Annotated in this window: 13 protein-coding genes; 7 read left to right on the top strand and 6 right to left on the bottom strand. The window is 73.2% G+C overall.

Annotated features, from left to right (window positions below; all coding sequences use genetic code 11):
* The first annotated feature begins 408 nt into the window (after nucleotides 1–408).
* The 7 genes from EAO76_RS01600 (at nucleotide 409) to EAO76_RS01575 (ending at nucleotide 6,572) form a co-directional block, all read left to right on the top strand.
* Entirely contained in the window at nucleotides 409–2,019 is a 1,611-nt protein-coding gene (locus tag EAO76_RS01600) for a sensor histidine kinase KdpD (RefSeq protein ID WP_148832532.1), read from the top strand.
* Nucleotides 2,016–2,423 (top strand): roadblock/LC7 domain-containing protein, encoded by a 408-nt coding sequence (locus tag EAO76_RS01595; RefSeq protein WP_148832530.1) that lies wholly within the window; start codon nucleotides 2,016–2,018, stop codon nucleotides 2,421–2,423. Before EAO76_RS01600 ends, EAO76_RS01595 begins: the two co-directional genes overlap by 4 nt.
* Complete coding sequence (locus EAO76_RS01590) at nucleotides 2,420–2,791, top strand: DUF742 domain-containing protein (protein ID WP_148832528.1); 372 nt, start codon at nucleotides 2,420–2,422, stop codon at nucleotides 2,789–2,791. Before EAO76_RS01595 ends, EAO76_RS01590 begins: the two co-directional genes overlap by 4 nt.
* Nucleotides 2,772–3,386 carry an ATP/GTP-binding protein gene (locus tag EAO76_RS01585; RefSeq protein ID WP_148832526.1) on the top strand — a complete coding sequence of 205 codons (615 nt, stop codon included), beginning with the start codon at nucleotides 2,772–2,774 and terminating at the stop codon, nucleotides 3,384–3,386. Before EAO76_RS01590 ends, EAO76_RS01585 begins: the two co-directional genes overlap by 20 nt.
* Before the next feature lie 69 nt (nucleotides 3,387–3,455).
* Nucleotides 3,456–4,820, top strand: a complete 1,365-nt coding sequence (locus EAO76_RS01580; RefSeq protein WP_262375223.1) for a cytochrome P450 — start codon at nucleotides 3,456–3,458, stop codon at nucleotides 4,818–4,820.
* Nucleotides 4,817–4,951 carry a hypothetical protein gene (locus EAO76_RS45765; RefSeq protein ID WP_262375222.1) on the top strand — a complete coding sequence of 45 codons (135 nt, stop codon included), beginning with the start codon at nucleotides 4,817–4,819 and terminating at the stop codon, nucleotides 4,949–4,951. Before EAO76_RS01580 ends, EAO76_RS45765 begins: the two co-directional genes overlap by 4 nt.
* Nucleotides 4,952–5,225: 274 nt before the next feature.
* Nucleotides 5,226–6,572, top strand: a complete 1,347-nt coding sequence (locus EAO76_RS01575) for a 6-phospho-beta-glucosidase (RefSeq protein WP_148832524.1) — start codon at nucleotides 5,226–5,228, stop codon at nucleotides 6,570–6,572.
* A 123-nt stretch (nucleotides 6,573–6,695) separates the two neighbouring features.
* Here EAO76_RS01575 and EAO76_RS01570 read toward each other — a convergent pair whose 3' ends face one another.
* The 6 genes from EAO76_RS01570 to EAO76_RS01545 all read right to left on the bottom strand — a co-directional run bounded on the left by EAO76_RS01570 (nucleotide 6,696) and on the right by EAO76_RS01545 (nucleotide 17,775).
* The gene (locus EAO76_RS01570; RefSeq protein WP_148832522.1) at nucleotides 6,696–8,699 is read right to left on the bottom strand and encodes a hypothetical protein; all 2,004 of its coding nucleotides are present in this window, start codon (nucleotides 8,697–8,699) and stop codon (nucleotides 6,696–6,698) included.
* Nucleotides 8,696–9,865, bottom strand: coding sequence for a VWA domain-containing protein (locus EAO76_RS01565; protein ID WP_148832520.1), 1,170 nt, complete (start codon nucleotides 9,863–9,865; stop codon nucleotides 8,696–8,698). Before EAO76_RS01565 ends, EAO76_RS01570 begins: the two co-directional genes overlap by 4 nt.
* Nucleotides 9,862–12,204: a DUF5682 family protein gene (locus EAO76_RS01560; protein WP_148832518.1), complete on the bottom strand. Its 2,343-nt coding sequence runs from the start codon at nucleotides 12,202–12,204 to the stop codon at nucleotides 9,862–9,864. The genes EAO76_RS01565 and EAO76_RS01560 overlap by 4 nt, the downstream gene beginning before the upstream one ends.
* Complete coding sequence (locus EAO76_RS01555) at nucleotides 12,204–13,337, bottom strand: AAA family ATPase (protein ID WP_148832516.1); 1,134 nt, start codon at nucleotides 13,335–13,337, stop codon at nucleotides 12,204–12,206. The genes EAO76_RS01560 and EAO76_RS01555 overlap by 1 nt, the downstream gene beginning before the upstream one ends.
* Entirely contained in the window at nucleotides 13,334–17,011 is a 3,678-nt protein-coding gene (locus EAO76_RS01550; protein WP_262375221.1) for a DUF4132 domain-containing protein, read from the bottom strand. The genes EAO76_RS01555 and EAO76_RS01550 overlap by 4 nt, the downstream gene beginning before the upstream one ends.
* 401 nt (nucleotides 17,012–17,412) lie before the next feature.
* Nucleotides 17,413–17,775: a hypothetical protein gene (locus EAO76_RS01545; protein ID WP_262375226.1), complete on the bottom strand. Its 363-nt coding sequence runs from the start codon at nucleotides 17,773–17,775 to the stop codon at nucleotides 17,413–17,415.
* Between the last annotated feature and the right edge of the window lie 42 nt (nucleotides 17,776–17,817).

Below are 17,817 nucleotides of genomic sequence, written 5' to 3'. Positions count from 1 at the left end.
GTCGATTGCGTGTACGACTGTCCCCTGGTACGGGACGAAGTGGGGATGGCGTGAGAGGCGAGGGTGAGAGTTGTTGCCCTTGAGGTGACCAAATCCGCCTGGACAGCCCTTTGTTCACCTTCCCGATCCCTTCAACTCCGTCCCGCTCTTCGGTACGAATCGCCTCGCGGGGTGCCCGACGCCGACCGTCGTCACTCCCCGCGCACGCGTGACGGCGGTGTGTGCAAAAACTCGTGAGTGTATTACCGCCGGAGCGCTCGCGCAGGGGGTTGGGTGAATGTGCCGAAGCCCTGATTCGATCTGGCTAAGCTCACGCGCAGTGAAGTCGAGTTGATATGAATTCGAGCGCTTGTTCCCGACTGTCCTGCAAGCGCCTGTACCTCCCGAATCAACCGCCAGAGGTTTTAGATGGTCCGTGTTGAATCACCGCCGACCGACCGGGAAACCCCGGTCGTTCGCGCCGTGTTGCTGCCCGTGCTCCTGATCGGCGGCGCGACCGCCGCCGCGGCGGCGCTGGTCTCCGAGCCCGCGCGGATACCAGTCGTCTGGTGCGGCGTGATCGCCACCGTCGTGGTCGCCGTGCTCACCGTCCAACTCGCCCGCAGGGCCCGTGACCTGCGCACCCAGCGCGCGGTGTACGAACGTCGCTTCGCCGACCTGGAACGGCGCATCGCCACCCACGACGACGAGACCGTGCGGATCAGCAAGGTGCTCCTGCCGGCCGCCATCCACCGTCTGCGCGTGGGGAATTCGCCCGAGGAAGTGCTCCGCGACGTCGTGGACGCGGACGAGGCGTACCGCGACCTGCCCGACGCCCAGCGCACTCTCGTCTACACGGTGCTCAACATCATCGACAACGAAGAAGCCATGCGTGACTCCGCGCAGCGCGCCTTCGTCAACGTCGCCCGGCGCGTCCAGGCGATCGTCCACCGCCAGGCGAGCGAACTGCGCGAGATGGAGGAGCACCACGGGCGCAACCCCGACGTCTTCGACGACCTGCTCCGCATCGACCACGGCACCGCGCTGATCGGCCGCCTCGCCGACTCCATCGCGGTACTCGGCGGGGCCCGGCCCAGCCGCCAGTGGCCCAAGCCCGTACCGCTGTTCAGCGTGCTGCGCGGCGCCATGTCGCGGATCCTGGAGTACCCCCGCGTCGATCTGCACTCGATCGCCAAGGTCGCCATCATCGGCACGGCCGTCGAACCGCTCATCCACGCCTGCGCCGAGCTCCTCGACAACGCCACCCGCTACTCGCCCCCGCAGACCCGGGTGCACGTCACCGCCGTCGAGGTGCAGACCGGCATCGCCATCGAGATCGAGGACGGCGGCGTCTCGCTCAGCGAGGAGGCCCGCTCGCGGGCCGAGAACATGCTCGCCAGGGCCCAGGCCGGCTCCAACATGAACGACCTCGGCGAGTCCCCGCGACTCGGCATGGCCGTCGTCGGACGCCTCGCCCGGATGTACGACCTCCAGGTCTCCCTGCGGCAGTCCGCGTACGGCGGCGTCCGTGCCGTGCTCATCGTGCCCCGCGCCATGATCACCACCGGACCCGCTCCCGGCATCGCCCACGGCATCGGCGCCACGTCGAGGCCCACCAGCGACATCGACCAGGAGGCCATGAAGCACGTCGTGCCGGCCCGCCGCAAGCCCCGCACCCCCGTGGCCCAGCGCCCCGCCACCGGACCGGTGGCCCCCGTCACCAGGCCGGTCGTCCCCGCGGCCGCCATGGAGGACGACGTCCCCGTGGTGACCGAGTGGACCACCGGAGGACTCCCGCAACGCCGCAGCCGCGGCCGCGCGCCCCTCGGTTCGCACAACCTCCCCGCCCAGCCCGTCGACCCCACCGCCGCCCGGCGCAACGGCCATGCCAACGGCCACGGACCGGGCGGTGACAACGGCAAGGAGCAGCCGCCCGGACTCTGGCTGGAGGCATTCACCAACGCCGTCAACGGCGTGCCGCAGGACCCGAAGACCGACGAAGACTCCGATGACGCGTGGGACAGGGGAGACCTGAAGTGATCCAGCAGCGGGGAAACATGGACTGGATGCTCAAGCAGCTGGCCGACGACGTACCGGACATCCACCAGATCGTGGTGCTCTCCGCCGACGGTCTGCGCATCGCCCAGCACGGCGGCGACCCCGATGTCGCCGACCGCCTCGCGGCGGCCTGTGCCGGACTGCAGAGCCTGGCCGCCGCCGTCGCCTCCGAAATCCCTTACAGCGACGGGCTCATGCGCCTGGTCGTCATCGAGGTCACCGGCGGCTTCTTCTACCTGATGGCCGCCGGGACGGGCGCGTACCTCGCGGTCCTGGCGGGCGAGACGGTCGACGCCGGCCTCGTCGGATCGCGGATGCGCGACATGGTCGTCAGGATCGGTGCCCATCTGACGAGCCCGCCGCGCCACGACGGGCTGTCCGGATGAGTTCTCCCCGACGAGAGCGCCGAAAAGCCGATCCCGCCCTGAGCGATCCGGAACGGCTGTACGTGATCACCGGCGATCCCGACGGCAGCGAGCGAGCGGCTCTCGACCTGGTCACGATGATCGTCGCGAAGGCACAGCCGACGCCGACGGTCCAGCCCGAGCAGGCGGTGATCCTGCGACTGTGTCAGGCACCGTTATCCGTCGCGGAGCTCTCCGCGTACCTCGGACTGCCCTTCAGCGTCGTCACGTCGCTCCTCACCGAGCTCCTCGCCGCCGAACTCATCGAATCGCGCGCACCCATCGTGCGCGCCACACTCCCGGACAGGTCCCTCCTCGAAGCGGTGATGCATGGACTTCAGAAACTCTGACACGATCACCGGCCCCCGGCGCGAGGACGTCCTTCCCACCACGGCGACCGCCGCGGTGAAGGTCGTGGTCGTCGGCGGGTTCGGGGTCGGCAAGACGACCATGGTCGGATCGGTCAGCGAGATCCGACCGCTGACCACCGAAGAGACCATGACCCAGGCCGGGGTCGGCGTGGACGACAACTACGGGGTGGAGAGCAAGACCGCCACCACCGTCGCCATGGACTTCGGCCGGATCTCCATCAGCGAGGAGCTGATCCTCTATCTGTTCGGAACACCCGGCCAGGAACGTTTCTGGTTCCTGTGGAACGGACTGTTCGAGGGAGCCCTCGGCGCGGTGGTCCTCATCGACACCCGCCGGCTCGAAGTCAGCTTCGACGTCATCGGGCGACTGGAGGAGCGCGGCGTACCGTTCGTCGTCGCCATCAACACCTTCCCCGACGCCCCGAAGCACCCCGTCGAGGCACTGCGCAGCGCCCTGGACCTCCCCGAGGAGGTCCCGATGATCGACTGCGACGCCCGGCTGCGCGGTTCCAGCCGCGATGTGCTGATGACCCTGATGCGCTACCTGCACAGTCTGGCACTCCCGCTCGCCTGACCGCGCTCCCCACCCCCCTCACGCATCCCCACCCGTCTGGTCCTTGGAATCCTGATCCCTGGAGCGATCGTGACAACCCCATTTCCCTACGAGTCCGGAGCGGCCCAGGGGTCGTTTCCGCCCCCCGAGTGCCCGGCCCACGGCCTCGGCATCGGGCCCGGCGGACTGCGCCGGTTCTACGGCCCGGAGGCCGAGCGGGACCCCCACGGGCTCTACGAGAAACTGCGCGCCGAACACGGCACCGTGGCCCCCGTGCTGCTGCACGGGGACGTGCCCGCCTGGCTGGTCCTCGGCCACAGCGAGAACCTGCACATGACCCGTACCCCCTCGCAGTTCTCCCGCGACTCCCGGCGGTGGCGGGCCCTGCAGGACGGCAGTGTCGCCCCGGACCACCCGCTCGCCCCGATCTTCACCTGGCAGCCGATCTGCGTCTTCGCCGACGGCGCCACCCACGAGCGCCAGCGCGGCGCGGTCACCGACAGCATGGGCCGCATCGACACCCGCGGCGTCCGCCGCCACGTCAACCGCTACAGCAACCGACTGGTCAACGACTTCTGCCAGGAAGGCCGCGTCGACCTGGTCGGTCAGTTCGCCGAACGGCTGCCGATGATGGTGATGTGCGCGATCATCGGCATGCCCGAGGAGTACAACGACCGGATGGTCCAGGCCGCCCGCGACATGACCCGGGGCACGGCGACCGCCGTCGCGAGCAACGCCTACGTCCTGGAGGCGCTGACCCGGCTCGTCCAGCGGCGCCGCCGCGAACCCGCGGACGACTTCGCCACCTGGCTCATCGAGCACCCCGCGCGGATGAACGACCAGGAGGTCAGCGAACACCTGCGCCTGATCCTCATCGCCTCCTACGAGGCGACCGCCAACCTGATCGCCAACGTCCTGCGGATGGTGCTCACCGACCCGCGCTTCCGGGCCCGGCTCAGCGGCGGTCACATGACGGTGCCCGAGGCGGTCGAGCAGACGCTGTGGGACGAACCGCCGTTCACCGCGGTCTTCGGCCGCTGGGCGGTCGGCGACACCGAACTGGGCGGCAAGCAGATCAAGGCGGGCGACGCCCTGATCGTCGGCATCGCCCCGGCCAACACCGACCCGATCGTACGGCCCGACCTGAACGCCGACATGGCGGGCAACCGCGCCCACCTGGCGTTCAGCGGCGGCCCGCACGAATGCCCGGGGCAGGACATCGGCCGCGCCATCGCCGACGTCGGTGTCGACGCCCTGCTGATGCGGCTGCCCGACCTCGAACTCGCCGTCGACGAGGGCGAGCTGAAGTGGGTCGGGAACATCATGGGCCGGCATCTGGTGGAACTCCCGGCGGACTTCGCCGCGCGTGCGCCGCAGGACGACAGGGAACCGCCGTCATGGCCGAAGCGCCCGTCGTGGCCGGGGCCGGGGCGGGGACGGGCGCTTCGGCCATGACGGCGGTCGTCGACGGGACGGGGAGCACCCCCGGGGCGCAGCCCGCCATGGGCCATATCCCGCAGCAGCGCGACCGGTCCGCACCGGCCAGGCTGTGGCGGGTCGTCTCCCGCTGGTGGAGCGGCGACTGACCGGTCCGCCCCGACGAGGCGCGAACGGCACCGGCATCATCCGGCCCGGTGGCGACGGACCCACGGTCCGCGGCCACCGGGCCGGACCGCGTCGGTACGAACGCCGCTCGTACCGACGCGGTTTGTGCGGATGCCGCTCGTACGGATCCTCCGAGCCGGGAAGGGCGGAGGACGTGGCGGTCGGACCGGAAGCGGGAGCCACGCCCCCGGGCGGGCTCCGCGACCCGGAGTCGTTCGTGCCCGGTCCGATCCGGCCCCCGTACCATGCGGAAGCGTGAAGCTGACAATTCTGGGCGGCGGCGGATTCCGGGTTCCACTCGTGTACGGGGCGTTGCTCGCCGACCACGCCGAGGGCCGCGTATCGGCGGTCACCCTTTACGACACCGATACCGACCGGCTCGCCGCGGTGGCCCGGGTGCTCGCCGAACAGGCCGAGAACGTCCCCGACGCGCCCGTCGTCGACGCCACCACCGATCTCGACGAGGCACTGCGCGGCGCCGACTTCGTCTTCTCGGCGATCCGGGTGGGCGGCCTCGAAGGCCGGGCGGCCGACGAACGCGTCGCCCTCGACCTGGGGGTGCTCGGTCAGGAGACGGTCGGGGCGGGCGGCATCGCCTACGGGCTGCGCACCGTGCCCGTCGCCGTCGACCTGGCCCGGCGCATCGCACGGCTCGCCCCCGACGCCTGGGTCATCAACTTCACCAACCCGGCCGGTCTGGTCACCGAGGCCATGTCCCGCCACCTCGGGGACCGGGTCATCGGCATCTGCGACTCCCCGGTGGGCCTCGGCCGCCGCATCGCCCGGGTGCTCGGCGCCGACCCGGACCGGGCCCGGATCGACTACGTCGGCCTGAACCACCTGGGCTGGGTCCGCGGACTGCGCGTCGACGGCCGGGACGAACTCCCGCGGCTGCTCGCGGACCCGGCTCTCCTCGGCTCCTTCGAGGAGGGCCGGCTGTTCGGCGCCGACTGGCTGCGCTCGCTGGGCGCCGTCCCCAACGAGTACCTGCACTACTACTACTTCAACCGGGAAGCGGTACGCGCCTACCAGGAGGCCGAGCAGACCCGCGGCGCCTTCCTCCGCGAGCAGCAGGAGGGCTTCTACGCCCGGATGAAGGACCCGACGGCCCCCGCCCTGGCCACCTGGGACCGCACGCGCGCCGAACGCGAGGCCACGTACATGTCGGAGAACCGGGAGGTCGCCGGGGTCGGCGAACGGGACGGGAGCGACCTGGAGTCCGGCGGCTACGAACAGGTGGCGCTCGCCCTCATGCGGGCGGTCGCCCGCGACGAACGGACCACGCTCATCCTCAACGTCCCCAACCGGACCACGCTCCAGGCGCTCGACGCCGAAGCCGTCATCGAGGTGCCGTGCCTGGTCGACGCCAACGGCGCCCGCCCCGTCGCCGTCGACCCGCTTCCGTACCATGCCGTCGGCCTGGTCACCGCGGTCAAGGCGGTCGAACGCGCGGTCCTGGAAGCGTCGGAGAGCGGTTCGCGCGCGACCGCCGTGAAGGCCTTCGCCCTGCACCCGCTGGTCGACTCGGTGACCGTCGCCGAACGCCTCGTCGACGGATACGTCGAGGCCCACCCCGCACTCGCCTACCTGAACCGCCCCTGAGGACCGCCCCGGCAGCCCCCGGGCCCGTCCGACCGCGGTCCGGCGGGCGGGCACCCCGGCACCGGCGTGGGGTGCGATGCGGCGCCGGGGCAGCCGCCGCCCGCGCCCGGACGCGGCGGGACCTCAGGCCCGGCCGGAGCGGAGCTCGCCGCTGACCATGAGGTGGAGCTGGGCCTCCAGCCACGCCCCGCACCGGGCGGCCAGCCCCTCCTCGCCCGGCGCGGACCCGTCGTCCAGAGCGTCGAGGAAGGCGCGGAGCAGCGTCGCGGCACGGGTCAGGCCGGTGCGGGACAGCGCGGTCACGGAGTCGTCGATACGGGACCGGGCGGGGGCGTTCAGATGGCGCAGCCCGCTGTGCGCCACCGCCGACATGGCGGACGTCGCCTCGTCCAGCACCGCCGCCAGCGGATCGGCGGACCGCCGCGCCACCGCCGCCAGGGCCGCGGAGCCGTCACCCGGGGCGAGGTCGGGCACGACCACCCCGGCCGGGGTGAGCACCCCGAGCGGATCGATCCGCACCCCGCCGCCCGAGCGGTGCACCGAACCGCTCACGTGCGTGGCGCCGCTCTCCAGCGCATCGGCCAGGGCGTCCAGCGCACCGGGGCACTGGGGCCGGTACTCCGACGCCACCAGCGCCCGGGACCCCGAGGCATCGCGCACGACGGCCTCGAGACGCTGCTCGGCCGGGTCGTAGCCGACGCTCTCCACCGCCGACAGCGCGACGACATGGACGCTCTCCGCCTCCACCCGCGGCCGGATCAGCCGGGGCGGCCGGCCCTCCCAGCCCGCCGTCAGCGCGGCCAGGTCCCGCACGAGCAACGGCTCGGGCAGCTCGGTCCAGGCGGTGCCGACGGGGGTGATGGTCGTCGCGCCGAGCCGGCCCCGCGCGACGGTCAGCGCACGGCTCGGGGTGCGTCGGACGCTCTCGCTGACCAGGCTCCCGGCGGCCAGCGAACCGAGCGAAGTGGCGAGGACGCGCCGGGCGGACAGTCCGTGGGCGGTGAGCTCCTTGCCCTCGGGCGCCGTCCAGTCCTTGCGCAGCACGAGGACGTTGCCCGCGCCGGGATGGGCGAAGTACACCTCGGCGGTCAGGGACCGGCCGGTGCCGTGGACACGGCAGCCGAGCGAGGTGAGCCGGACCCGGCGCAACGGGGTGTCCCCGGCCTCGCGGGTGCCGAGCACGCCGGGGTGCGCGGCGGCCCGCCGCCGGGCGTGCACCTCGGTGATCAGGGCGGCGACCGACTCCGGACGGTAGTGGGCGCCGCGGTCGGCGTACGCGGTGAGCTGGTCCGTCAGCTCGGCGAGCGCCCCCGCGGGCCAGTGCATCGATTCGGCGGTCAGCCCGGCACCGGCACGCACCAGGGCGCCGCCGTGGACCGGTCCGACATGGGCCACGCCCTCCGCCAGCAGCTCGTCCACCAGCCCGACGGCCGTGTCGAGCGCGGACAGGGGCGCGGACGCCGCGGCGGAGCCGCCGCCCCCGACCTGGACGGACACGGAACGCTCCGCGGTCCCCGTCGCGTCGGCGGCCCGGAACGCCCACACCGCGAGCGCCACCATCTCGCCGCGCAGTTCGGCGGCCGCGTCCGTCAGCGCGTACCCGATCTCACCCGGCACCGGGAAACGCACCGTGCAGGTGGGGAGTTCGACCCGGGGCTCGGGATGGCCGGGGGTCGGGCGGTGCACGACGGCACCGTAGCCGTGCTCGAAGGTACGGCGGGCCGAGGCGGCCGGGCGGGCACCGACCGCCTCGGCGAGTGCTTCGTCGCCGGTGTCGCCGGGGGACCAGTCGGTGGCCGGGGCGGGCCCGCCGTCCGCGGGCGACCCGGCCCGGCGCTGGTAGGCCAGCACCAGGGCGACGAGATGGCGGCAGACACCGGGCGCGGCGCAGCTGCAGTCGCCGTTGTCCAGACCGGCGGCGGGCGGCAGGGACGCGGTGGTGCCGTCGTCGAACCGGGCCCGCACGGTGGCGTCCGGATCGGTCGTGAGCCCGGGCACCGTCCCGGCGTCCAGCTCCTTCGTGGCCCGTTTCACCAGGCCGCGGTTGGCCAGTGCCGCGAGCGTGTCCGGGGTGAGGGCGAGCAGATCGGCCCGCGCGTCGGCACAACCGGTGGACGTGTCGGTCATCGGCCCAGCCTCTCGGCGACGAACTCGGCGAGGCGGCCCGGTGTCATCGCCCCGATGTGTGCCCCGGCCTCGGCGAGCCGCCCGGCCGTTTGGCGGTCGTAGTCCGGGTTGGCGTCCTCGTCGAGCGCGGCCAGCCCCAGCACGGTCGTGCCCTGCTCCACCAGTCCCCGCACCGCCCGCACCAGCCGGTAGGCGTCGCCGCCCTCGTAGAAGTCGGTGACCAGCGCGACGATGGTGCGCCGCGGATTCTCCACCAGTCCCGCGCCGTACTCCACGGCCCGCGCGATGTCGGTCCCGCCGCCCAGCTGGACCCGCATCAGCAGTTCCACCGGGTCGGTCACATCGGCGGTCAGGTCCACCACCTGGGTGTCGAAGGCGACCAGGTGCGTCTTGAGACCGGGCAGGCCCCACAGACAGGCGGCCGTCACCGCGGAGTGGATGACCGAACCGGCCATCGAGCCCGACTGGTCGACCAGCAGGACCAACTGCCACTGCGTCACATGGCGCTGGGTACGGGAGTGGAAATGGGCGCGCTCGATGAGCAGACGGCGCTCGGCCGGCTGGTAGTGGGCGAGGTTGGCCCGCACGGTCTGCCGGAAGTCGAAGTCCCTGGCCAGGGCCACCCGGCTGGGCCTGCGCGAACGGGTGCCGTGGAACGCCCGGCGGACCTCGGGCCGCAGCTTGGCCAGGAGCTGTTTCACCACCGTCTCGACGATGCGCCGGGCCAGTAGCAGCACCTGGGGGTTCATCAGGTGCTTGGTGCGCAGCACGGCCCGCAGCAGCGTCGCGCTCGGCTCGACCCGCTCCAGCACCGCGGGGTCGGTGACGATCTCCTGGATGCCGTACCGCTCGACCGCGTCCCGCTCCAGGCGTTCGATGGTCTCCTTCGGGAAGAGCCGGTGGATGTCGTCGAGCCAGTCGACCGCGGTCACCGCGGACGGCCCGTCACCGCCTTCCCGGGAACCGGAACGGCGCACCCCCCGTCCGGCGAGGTCGGGGTCGCGGCCGTAGAGCCAGTCGAGGGCCGCGTCCCGGCCGGCGTTGCCCGGGCCCAGCGGCCCGGTGTGCCGTTCGGCGGGGGAGCCGAGCACCAGCCGCCAGCGTTCCAGGCCCGCGTCGGGGGCCGTGCCGCCCCCCTCCTCGGGCGCGTGTCCGTGCGTGGTCATGGGGTGGCTCCCAGGTCGTAACGGGCCAGCAGGCGGGACACGGACTCCTCCAGCGTCCGGGCCCCGGCGATCAGCAGGGGGTCCGCGGTGGTCCGCAGCAGGGAACGCGACGAACCGCGCACCCCGCGCCGCTCCAGCAGCCGGCCGGCGATCCGCTCCCGTTCGCGGGGCGGGAAGAACGCGAAGGCCTGCCGCAGCGCGGGCAGCCCGGCCAGGAACTCCTCGTCGGGCAGCGCGAGGACCAGGCCGTCCAGCACATCGATCAACGACCCGCCCCCGGCCCCGTCCTCGCCCACCACACCGGTCACCTCGTCGCGGGCGAGCGCGAACAGCCCGGCCAGCCAGTCGCCGAGCGCGTCCGCGCCGGACCGCGCCACCGCACGGACCGCGTCGGCCGGGTCCCCGGCGGTGTCCGGCTCCTCGGCCAGGGCCCGGTACAGCCCGAAGGAGGCACCGCGCAGATCGACCGGCGCCTGCTGATCCTCGCTGATCCGCCGGGCGATTCCGGCCACCGTCGCACGCGTGACGGGCAGCAGGTCCGGCGCGTGCACCACCGTGTCCCGCACCGCGACCACGGCCCGCAGCCGGGGCCGGTCCACTCCCGCGGCGCCGCGCGCACCCTCCAGGAGCCACAGCAACCGCACCGTCGCCCCCTCGATCACGGCGGCGAGCAGCGGACCGTGCGCCGTCCCGAACACCCGGTCGTGCCGCCACAGCCCCAGCGCCGTGGCGAGTATCCCGCCGAGCGGCTCCACCGTTCGCAATCCGCCGACCCGGGCGGACAGTTCACCGAGCAACTGCTCCGAGAAACCGTCCATTCCGCACAGCACGGCGTCGAACAGCGTCTTCGCCAGTTCGTCGGCCCCGGTCGTGGCGGCCCGCGTCCGTTCGGCGAGCGCGACGGCCGCCGCCTCCGCCAGGGTCGCGCCATACGCCCCCGCCTCCACCAGCGCCGCCTCGCGGCCCGGGGCGGCCCCCGCCTCCCAGCGCTCGGTGAAGACGGGATCGATCCCGTGCTCGGGACCGGACGTCCGGCCGTGACCGGGTATCCCCAGCACGCGCAGCCGGTGCAGCGCCCGGCTGCGCTCCAGATCGGTGGCGTCCGTGAGGTCCAGCCGGTACGAGGTGCCCGCGTCGCCGTCGAGCGCCAGCGCGGCGAGCCGCGCCGCCACGTCGTGCACCAACGGCGGTGCGGGGGTGCCGGGATGGAGGCGGCCGGTGCGGTCACCGCCGCAGGCCGCGAGCATCTCGACGACCGCGGGGTGGACACCCGTCGACAGGGTGCCGCGCGCCGTCCACGGCAGCGGCTGGTCGAGGTCGTCCGTGATCAGGGCCCCCGCGAGCCCGTCCAGCACGTCGATCCGCGCCGGGGACGGGTGGCCGCGCAACGTGGTGAGCCCCTGCGCCAGGCTCCGTGCGGCGATCAGGTCTGCGGTGGACACCGGGAACTTCCGCGCCCGCAGCCGCTCGACGACCACCCGCAGCAGGTCGTCCGCGGCGGCCCGGGGGCCCGAGTCCCACACCCGCTGGTAGTAGCCCGGCGACGGCATTCCCGACTGGTACCCCGCGAACGCGTCCAACTGCCGGAAGGAGTACGGCACGAGGAAGCTCCCTGCCATGGCCCCCTCCGGCGGGGCGGGCACCCGCGGCCACCCGTCCTCGCCCCGTTCCCAGTCGTCCCCCGCGGCCCCCTCCCCGCCGGATCCGGTGAGCGCGCGGAGCGCGGGCTGGTGGAAGCCGCCGGTGACCACCAGTACCGGCCGGTCCCCGGCCGCCTCGACCGCGGCCCGGACCCACGCCGCCATGTACGTCTCGCGGGCGCGGTCGCCCGCGTCGGCCGCCGCGTCGCCCCGGACCAGCGCGAAGTAAGCGTCGAGCCGGTCGGCGAGGCCGTCGTACGGCTCGACCTCGAACAGGCGGTCCCAGAGTGCGTCGGAGGAGTCCACCGCGAAATGCCGGCACAGCCGCTCCGTCGCCTCCGCGTAGCGGACCTCCGCGTCGGCGTAGCGGTTGGTGCGCTCGGCGAACGCGGGATGCCAGGCCGGGAGGTCGATGAAACGGACCTCGGCCCCGGCCGCCCGCCCCGCCCGCAGCGCGACCCACTCGGGCGAGTAGTCGCACAGCGGGGCCCAGGACGTCGCGGCACGCTGCTCGTCGCGGTAATGGCTGAACACCGCGACCGGCAGCTCGTGGCCGAGCAGCAGCTCGTCCAGCCGGCCGTTCATCTCGGCCGGACCCTCGACCAGCACCAGGGCGGGCCGGAGCTCCTCGACGGTCCGCTCGACGAGCCGCGCACAGGCGGGGGAGTGGTGGCGCACTCCCAGGAACACCACGGACATCAGTCGGCCAGCAGATGGCGCGCGTCGTACAGGGCCTTCCACTGCGGGCCCTGACGGCGCGACACCTGCTGCTCCAGATAGCGGCGCAGCCGGGCCAGGTCCTCCGGACTGTCCTTCGCCGCCGTGCCCGCCAGGCAGGCCACCACATCGGCGGCACTGCCCGGCTCACCGCGCAGGAACCAGCCGCGCACCCCCACGGCATGGGCGACCGAGACGGCCTCCGCCGTGCTCATCACCGCCGTGGGACGGTCCGGACCGCCGGCCCCGTCCTTGCCGCCGGTGCCCGCGCGCAGCTCCCGGAAGGTGCCGACCAGCACCTCCAGCACGTCCCGGTCCGGCGGCGGCTCCACCCCCGAACGCCGCAGCAGGGTCGTCACCTCGGCCTCGACCAGGGCCAGTTCGGTGTCCAGGTCGGGAATCGGGAACACCGTCTCGAAGTTGAACCGCCGCTTGAGCGCCGCGCTCATCTCGTTGACGCCCCGGTCCCGGGTGTTGGCCGTGGCGATGACGTTGAAGCCCTGCCGGGCGAAGACCATGCCCTCGGGCCCGGTCAGCTCGGGGACGGCCACCACCCGCTCGGAGAGCAGCGACAGCAGCGAGTCCTGCACCTCCAGCGGACAGCGGGTGATCTCCTCGAACCGCACCAGACGGCCCTCCGCCATGCCGCGCAGCATCGGGGCCGGGACGAGCGATCGGGTGGAGGGCCCCTCGGCGACCAGCAGCGCGTAGTTCCACCCGTACTTGATCTGGTCCTCGGTGGTGGCCGCGCCGCCCTGCACCGTCAGCGTCGAGTCCCCGCTGACCGCCGCCGCGATCAGTTCGGACAGCAGCGACTTGGCCGTGCCCGGCTCCCCGACCAGCATCAGCCCGCGGCTCGTCGCCAGCGTCACCAGGGCCCGGTCCACCAGCGAGGGGTTGCCGACGAACTTCCGGCCGATGCCCGTACCGGCGTCGCCGACGATGAACCGGCGGGCGGCTCGCAGGCTCAACTCCCAGCCGGGCGGCCGGGGATCGTTGTCCTCGGCGCGCAGCGCGGCCAGCTCCTCGGCGTACCGCACCTCGGCCGGGGGCCGCTGCACCGCGACCGCGCCGTCGTCCGGCGTGCCCCCACGCGTCTCGTCCCGTACGGTCATGATGCGACGCCCTCCGTGAGTTCGGCCAGGTCACCGAGGAGCTCGGACACGGTCACCGCGTCCAGTCCGGTGAACCGGAGCCGGTATCCGTCCCGCCTCCAGTGATCGTCGGGCCGGGTGTCGAGCCAGACCGTCTCCAGGGTCTGGTCGGGGAACATGTCGACCACGCCGACCGCGATGCCCGGGTCCAGTGCGATCACGAGGTAGCAGTCGTCGCCCAGGCGCTTGGAGATCCAGCGCTCCACCCCGGCGTCCTGCGGCACCCCGCGCTCCCAGCCGCGCCGCTGCAGCCCGAGCACCTTCCCGACCGGCACCTTGAGCCCCTCGAACCGGGGGAGCCGATGGGCGTCGGTCTCCTCCCCGGACAGGGCGAACACGCTCCGCCCGAGCTGCGGGAAGGGCTGAAGGATCTCGTAGTCGGCGAACATCTCGGACCAGGCGGCCAGTTCGTCGCCCAGGTGCAGGGGATGCGCGAGCCGCACCGTCGCGTCGTCGGCCAGGACGAAGACGTCGTCCTCCGCGTCGGCGAACGTGCGGTCCTCCGCCACCCGGAACGCGGTGCGCGCCCCGTCCTCCGCCTCGCTCAGCCACACCAGTCGGCGCACCAGGTGCCACAGCAGCGGATGCTCGACGAACAGCTTCCGGAACTCCTCGGCCGTCCAGGAGCGTTCGGCGACCATCGCGGCCTCCAGTCGGCGCACCTGGTCCGAGGCGATCGTCCGGACGTCCTTCTTGAGCGTCATGAACCGCTTGCGCTCCGCCGGGGCGAGCTCCGCGTCGTCACGGGCACCCGGCTTCGGCAGGTCCTTGCGGCGCTTGCCGTCACCGTCCAGCACGTACGGCCGCAACTGCTCGTCGAAACCGACCGTGAACGAACGGGGCCCGTAGTCGATGACCGTCGAACCGTCCGCGTCCAGCCCGAGGTCGGGCACGAGACGGTCGGAGAGCTGCTCCCCGGTCAGCCCCAGTCCCTCGGCGACCTCGGCGATCTTCTCCCCGGCCCGCTCCTTGAGCGCCTTGAACTTCACCCGCTGCGCGATGCCGTGCAGATGCAGCAGGGCCACGTCGCTGCCGATGGCGGCCAGCACGTCGAGGCCCTCCACGGCCCGGTGATGTGCCGACTCCCCGGGCCAGGCCCGGATCACCGGGGTGAGCCGGCGGACCGTCTCGTCGTCGCCCAGCAGCCCCAGTGCCTGCAGCGCCCACGACTCCTTCGCGGGCAGGTTCGCCATCCGCCACTGCTCGAACAGGGCCCAGACGAACTCGGCGAGCGAGGCGGCCTCGGCAGTCCTGGCCAGCACCTCGACGCCGGGGTACACCTCGCCGGGCTTCGACAGCGCCAGCATCATCACGGCGTGCCGCACCGACGCCGCCGGCAGCGCACCACCGGAACGGACCTTGATCTGCGGCAGGAGCGCGGGCTCCGCCCAGCCGGGCAGCACCGGAATCTTGGCGGGCAGCGCACGCTCCAGCGGGTCGACCGACAGCAGGTCCTCCACCGCCGCCGCGGCCTCCTCGCCGTACGCCAGGGCGGCTTCGCGCACCACGTCGTCGCCGTGCGTCGAGGCGATGTGCAGCAGCGCCTGCTCCGCGGCGCGCCGTGCGGTGCCCGTCTTGCCGACGGCGTCCGGCATCAGGAGCGGGGCGGCCGCCCCGCCGTGCCGGGCGAACCAGGCGCGGGCGGTGGCCGCGGTGGCCTTGAGGCGGACCGCCCAGTTCGCCATGTGCCGGGCGACCTGCACGTCGACGAAGGGGAGGAGCAGCGGGGCGAGCGAGCCGGGCTGCCGGGGCACGGCGCGCAGCAGCAGCGGCAGCGCGGCGAGACCGAACCGGGCGACGACCGGCTTGAGCGTGTCCTCACCGCCCCACAGGTCGGTCGGGTCCCAGGTGGCGAGCAGCGGGGCGGCCTGCTCCTCGTCGGCGTGGACGAAGAACCAGGCGGGTTGCAGGCTGCCCCGGGCCAGGTCGTGCTCCAGGGCGGCGGTGTCCTTCTCCCAGGAGCCGTTGCCGGGCCTGGCGGTGTACCAGGAGGAGGTGGCCGCCCACGCGGCCCGCTCCTCGGGCAGCCACCGGACCGAGGGTTCGGCCTCGGCGGTCAGCCCCGGTACGACCTTGTCCTTCAGCCTGGTGCGGGGCCGGGACCAGGGCGGCGACGTCAGCGCGGCGGGCAGGGAGTCCGCCGGCGCGTCGGCGATCAGGTCCGCCGGGTTGAGCAGCGGCTCGACGATCTCCACGACCTCCGGGGCGAGGCCGTCGAGTGCCAGTGCCACCACGTCGCGGTGGGCGCCGATGTGTCCCTGGAGCAGCTGCGGCACCAGGCCGGAGGAGCCCTTCGGACCGGCGGCGACCTGCGCGGCCATCAGCCGCACCGCCCGCACCGGGTAGCGGCTCATGGCCGTGAGGAGGGAGGGACGGACCTGCTTGGAGTCCGCATGGGACAACAGGGCGAGGAACGCCTCGTCGGTGGGCAGCTCGACCAGGGACTCGGCGGCGAGCTTCACGCTCTCCGAGTAGTAGCGGTCGGACCGGTCGAGAACCTCGACGAGATGGGGGGCGATGGCCGGGCCGATGCCCTCGGCGGCCGTCGCGATGAACGCGACGTTGTCGATGAAGTCCGAGGAGGGGGAGAACCGGGCCATCTGCTCGGCGGAGCCCAGCGAGTTGAACACCAACGCCCGCAGGATGCGGTGGTTGCTGCCGGTCACCTCGGGGTCCGCGCAGAGCTCGTCCACCCACTCCGTCTCGCTCGGCACGAGGTAGGAGACGAGGGTCCGGTGCATGACGTCGGTCCGGCACCGGGCCAGTGCCTCGACGGCCGCCCGGTAGGTGTCCTCGTCGGCCGCGGCGAGAAGCGCACGGACCCGGTCGATCGGAGCCCGGTGCTCCTGCGCCCAGTAGTAGTGCGGCTCCTGGAAGGTGACCAGCCGGGGCGCGCGGCGCCTGCCGCCGCTCCGCTGCCAGGTGCCCCTGACCGAGAACGCCTCGACCGCCGTCCGCGCGGCGAACGGCAGGCCGTACCGCGCGACCCAGAAGTCCGCCCACACGGAGTTCGGCACGGACGTCTCGACGATCGAGGCAAGAGCGGCCGCACCGACCGGTGCGGGGCTGCCGGCGAGATGCGCCCGCAGCTGGTCGGCCACCCCGGCATCCGAGGCCGGTGCGTCCAGGAACTCCTGGATCCAGGCCATGTGGTCCGAGATCGCGGCCTCGATCGTGTCGAAGGCGCCCTTGGCCGGCTTGCCCGGCACCCGGCGCACCCCGCCGCGCCGCGGGTGGAGCACCCGCCTCCAGTTGGCGGGCAGTACGAAGGTGTCCTCGTCGGGGAGCACCACCGTGCCCTCCCCGGGGGCGGGAGTGCCGTCCGGGGCGGCCGCGGAAACCTCACCGGGAACGGGGACGGCCGCGGAAGGCTCACCGGGAACGGAAGCGGAATCGGAGGAGCCCGGGGCGGAGGGGCGGGAGGCGGACGCCCCGACCTCGCGGTAGCCCTTCTTCTCCTTCTCCGCGATCGTCTTGAGGACCTGGGCCGCGGCGGCCTCCGCCGACGCGTACTCCTTGGTCTGCGTACGTCCGTCGCTGCCGCACCGGCCGTAGCGCACCGTCACCGCGTTGCCCACGGCCTCGGTCTCCCAGAACTTCGACGCACTGCCCTCGACGTATTCCCAGCGACGCACAGCTCCGCCCCCTCCGTCACTTTCGACTCGCATCGCCGCGAGCTCCTCGATCAGTGGTGCCACAGTAGAACGGACCACTGACAGCGCGGTGTGCCCGGGGTATCCGACGGGAAAACCGGCAGGTCAACGGATGCGCGAAAATCCACACTCGGGCAAGGGGGCTTTTCGGCGCGACCGGTGCGCGAAAAACGGCGACCGTCGTATCGCGGGCGGAGGGCATCGCTCCGTTGCCCGTGCGGGCGCCGGTACCACAGCGGCCCGCGGCAGGCCGGGGCGGAGGCCGTCCGCGGTCGAGTCCGTCACGTTCCGTGAGTGAACGGGGCGTGTGGAGTGCGCGGCCCGGCGGGCGGGAGGGGCGGCCGAAGGGGCATCGGCCGCCCCTGTGCCGTGGATGGGGGAAGTCAGGGAGCGGAGATGGCGCGCTCGCCGCCGGACGGCGCCCACGACGGGGCCACGCCGGTCACTTGACACACCATCAGGAAGAGCGGAATGGGCGGGGTGTACGGCGTGCGGTTGTCGGGCTGGTGGATCAACCGGGGGCGCGCGGCGGGAACGTAGGCCCCTTTCGCGTAGGCGACCTGCTGCGGCCAGTCCAGATCGAGATCCGAGCCCGAGGGCACGATCCACCACCAGCGATCGGCGTCCGCGAAGACGCAGCCGGTGCGCGGCAGATGGGACATCAGCCGGAAGCCGTACCTGGCCGGGACCCCCACCGCGTCGCAGCCCAGGCTCGCCGACAGCGCGGGCGGCAGCGGCAGGCGCACCGTGTCCGTGGTGAGCCGGGGGTCGCGGCCAGGTACGGCTTC

The sequence above is a fragment of the Streptomyces sp. sk2.1 genome (genome assembly GCF_008120935.1).
Lineage (GTDB): Bacteria > Actinomycetota > Actinomycetes > Streptomycetales > Streptomycetaceae > Streptomyces.
The sequence above is the reverse complement of the archived record's forward strand: the minus strand, read 5'-3'. Positions and strand labels throughout refer to the sequence as shown.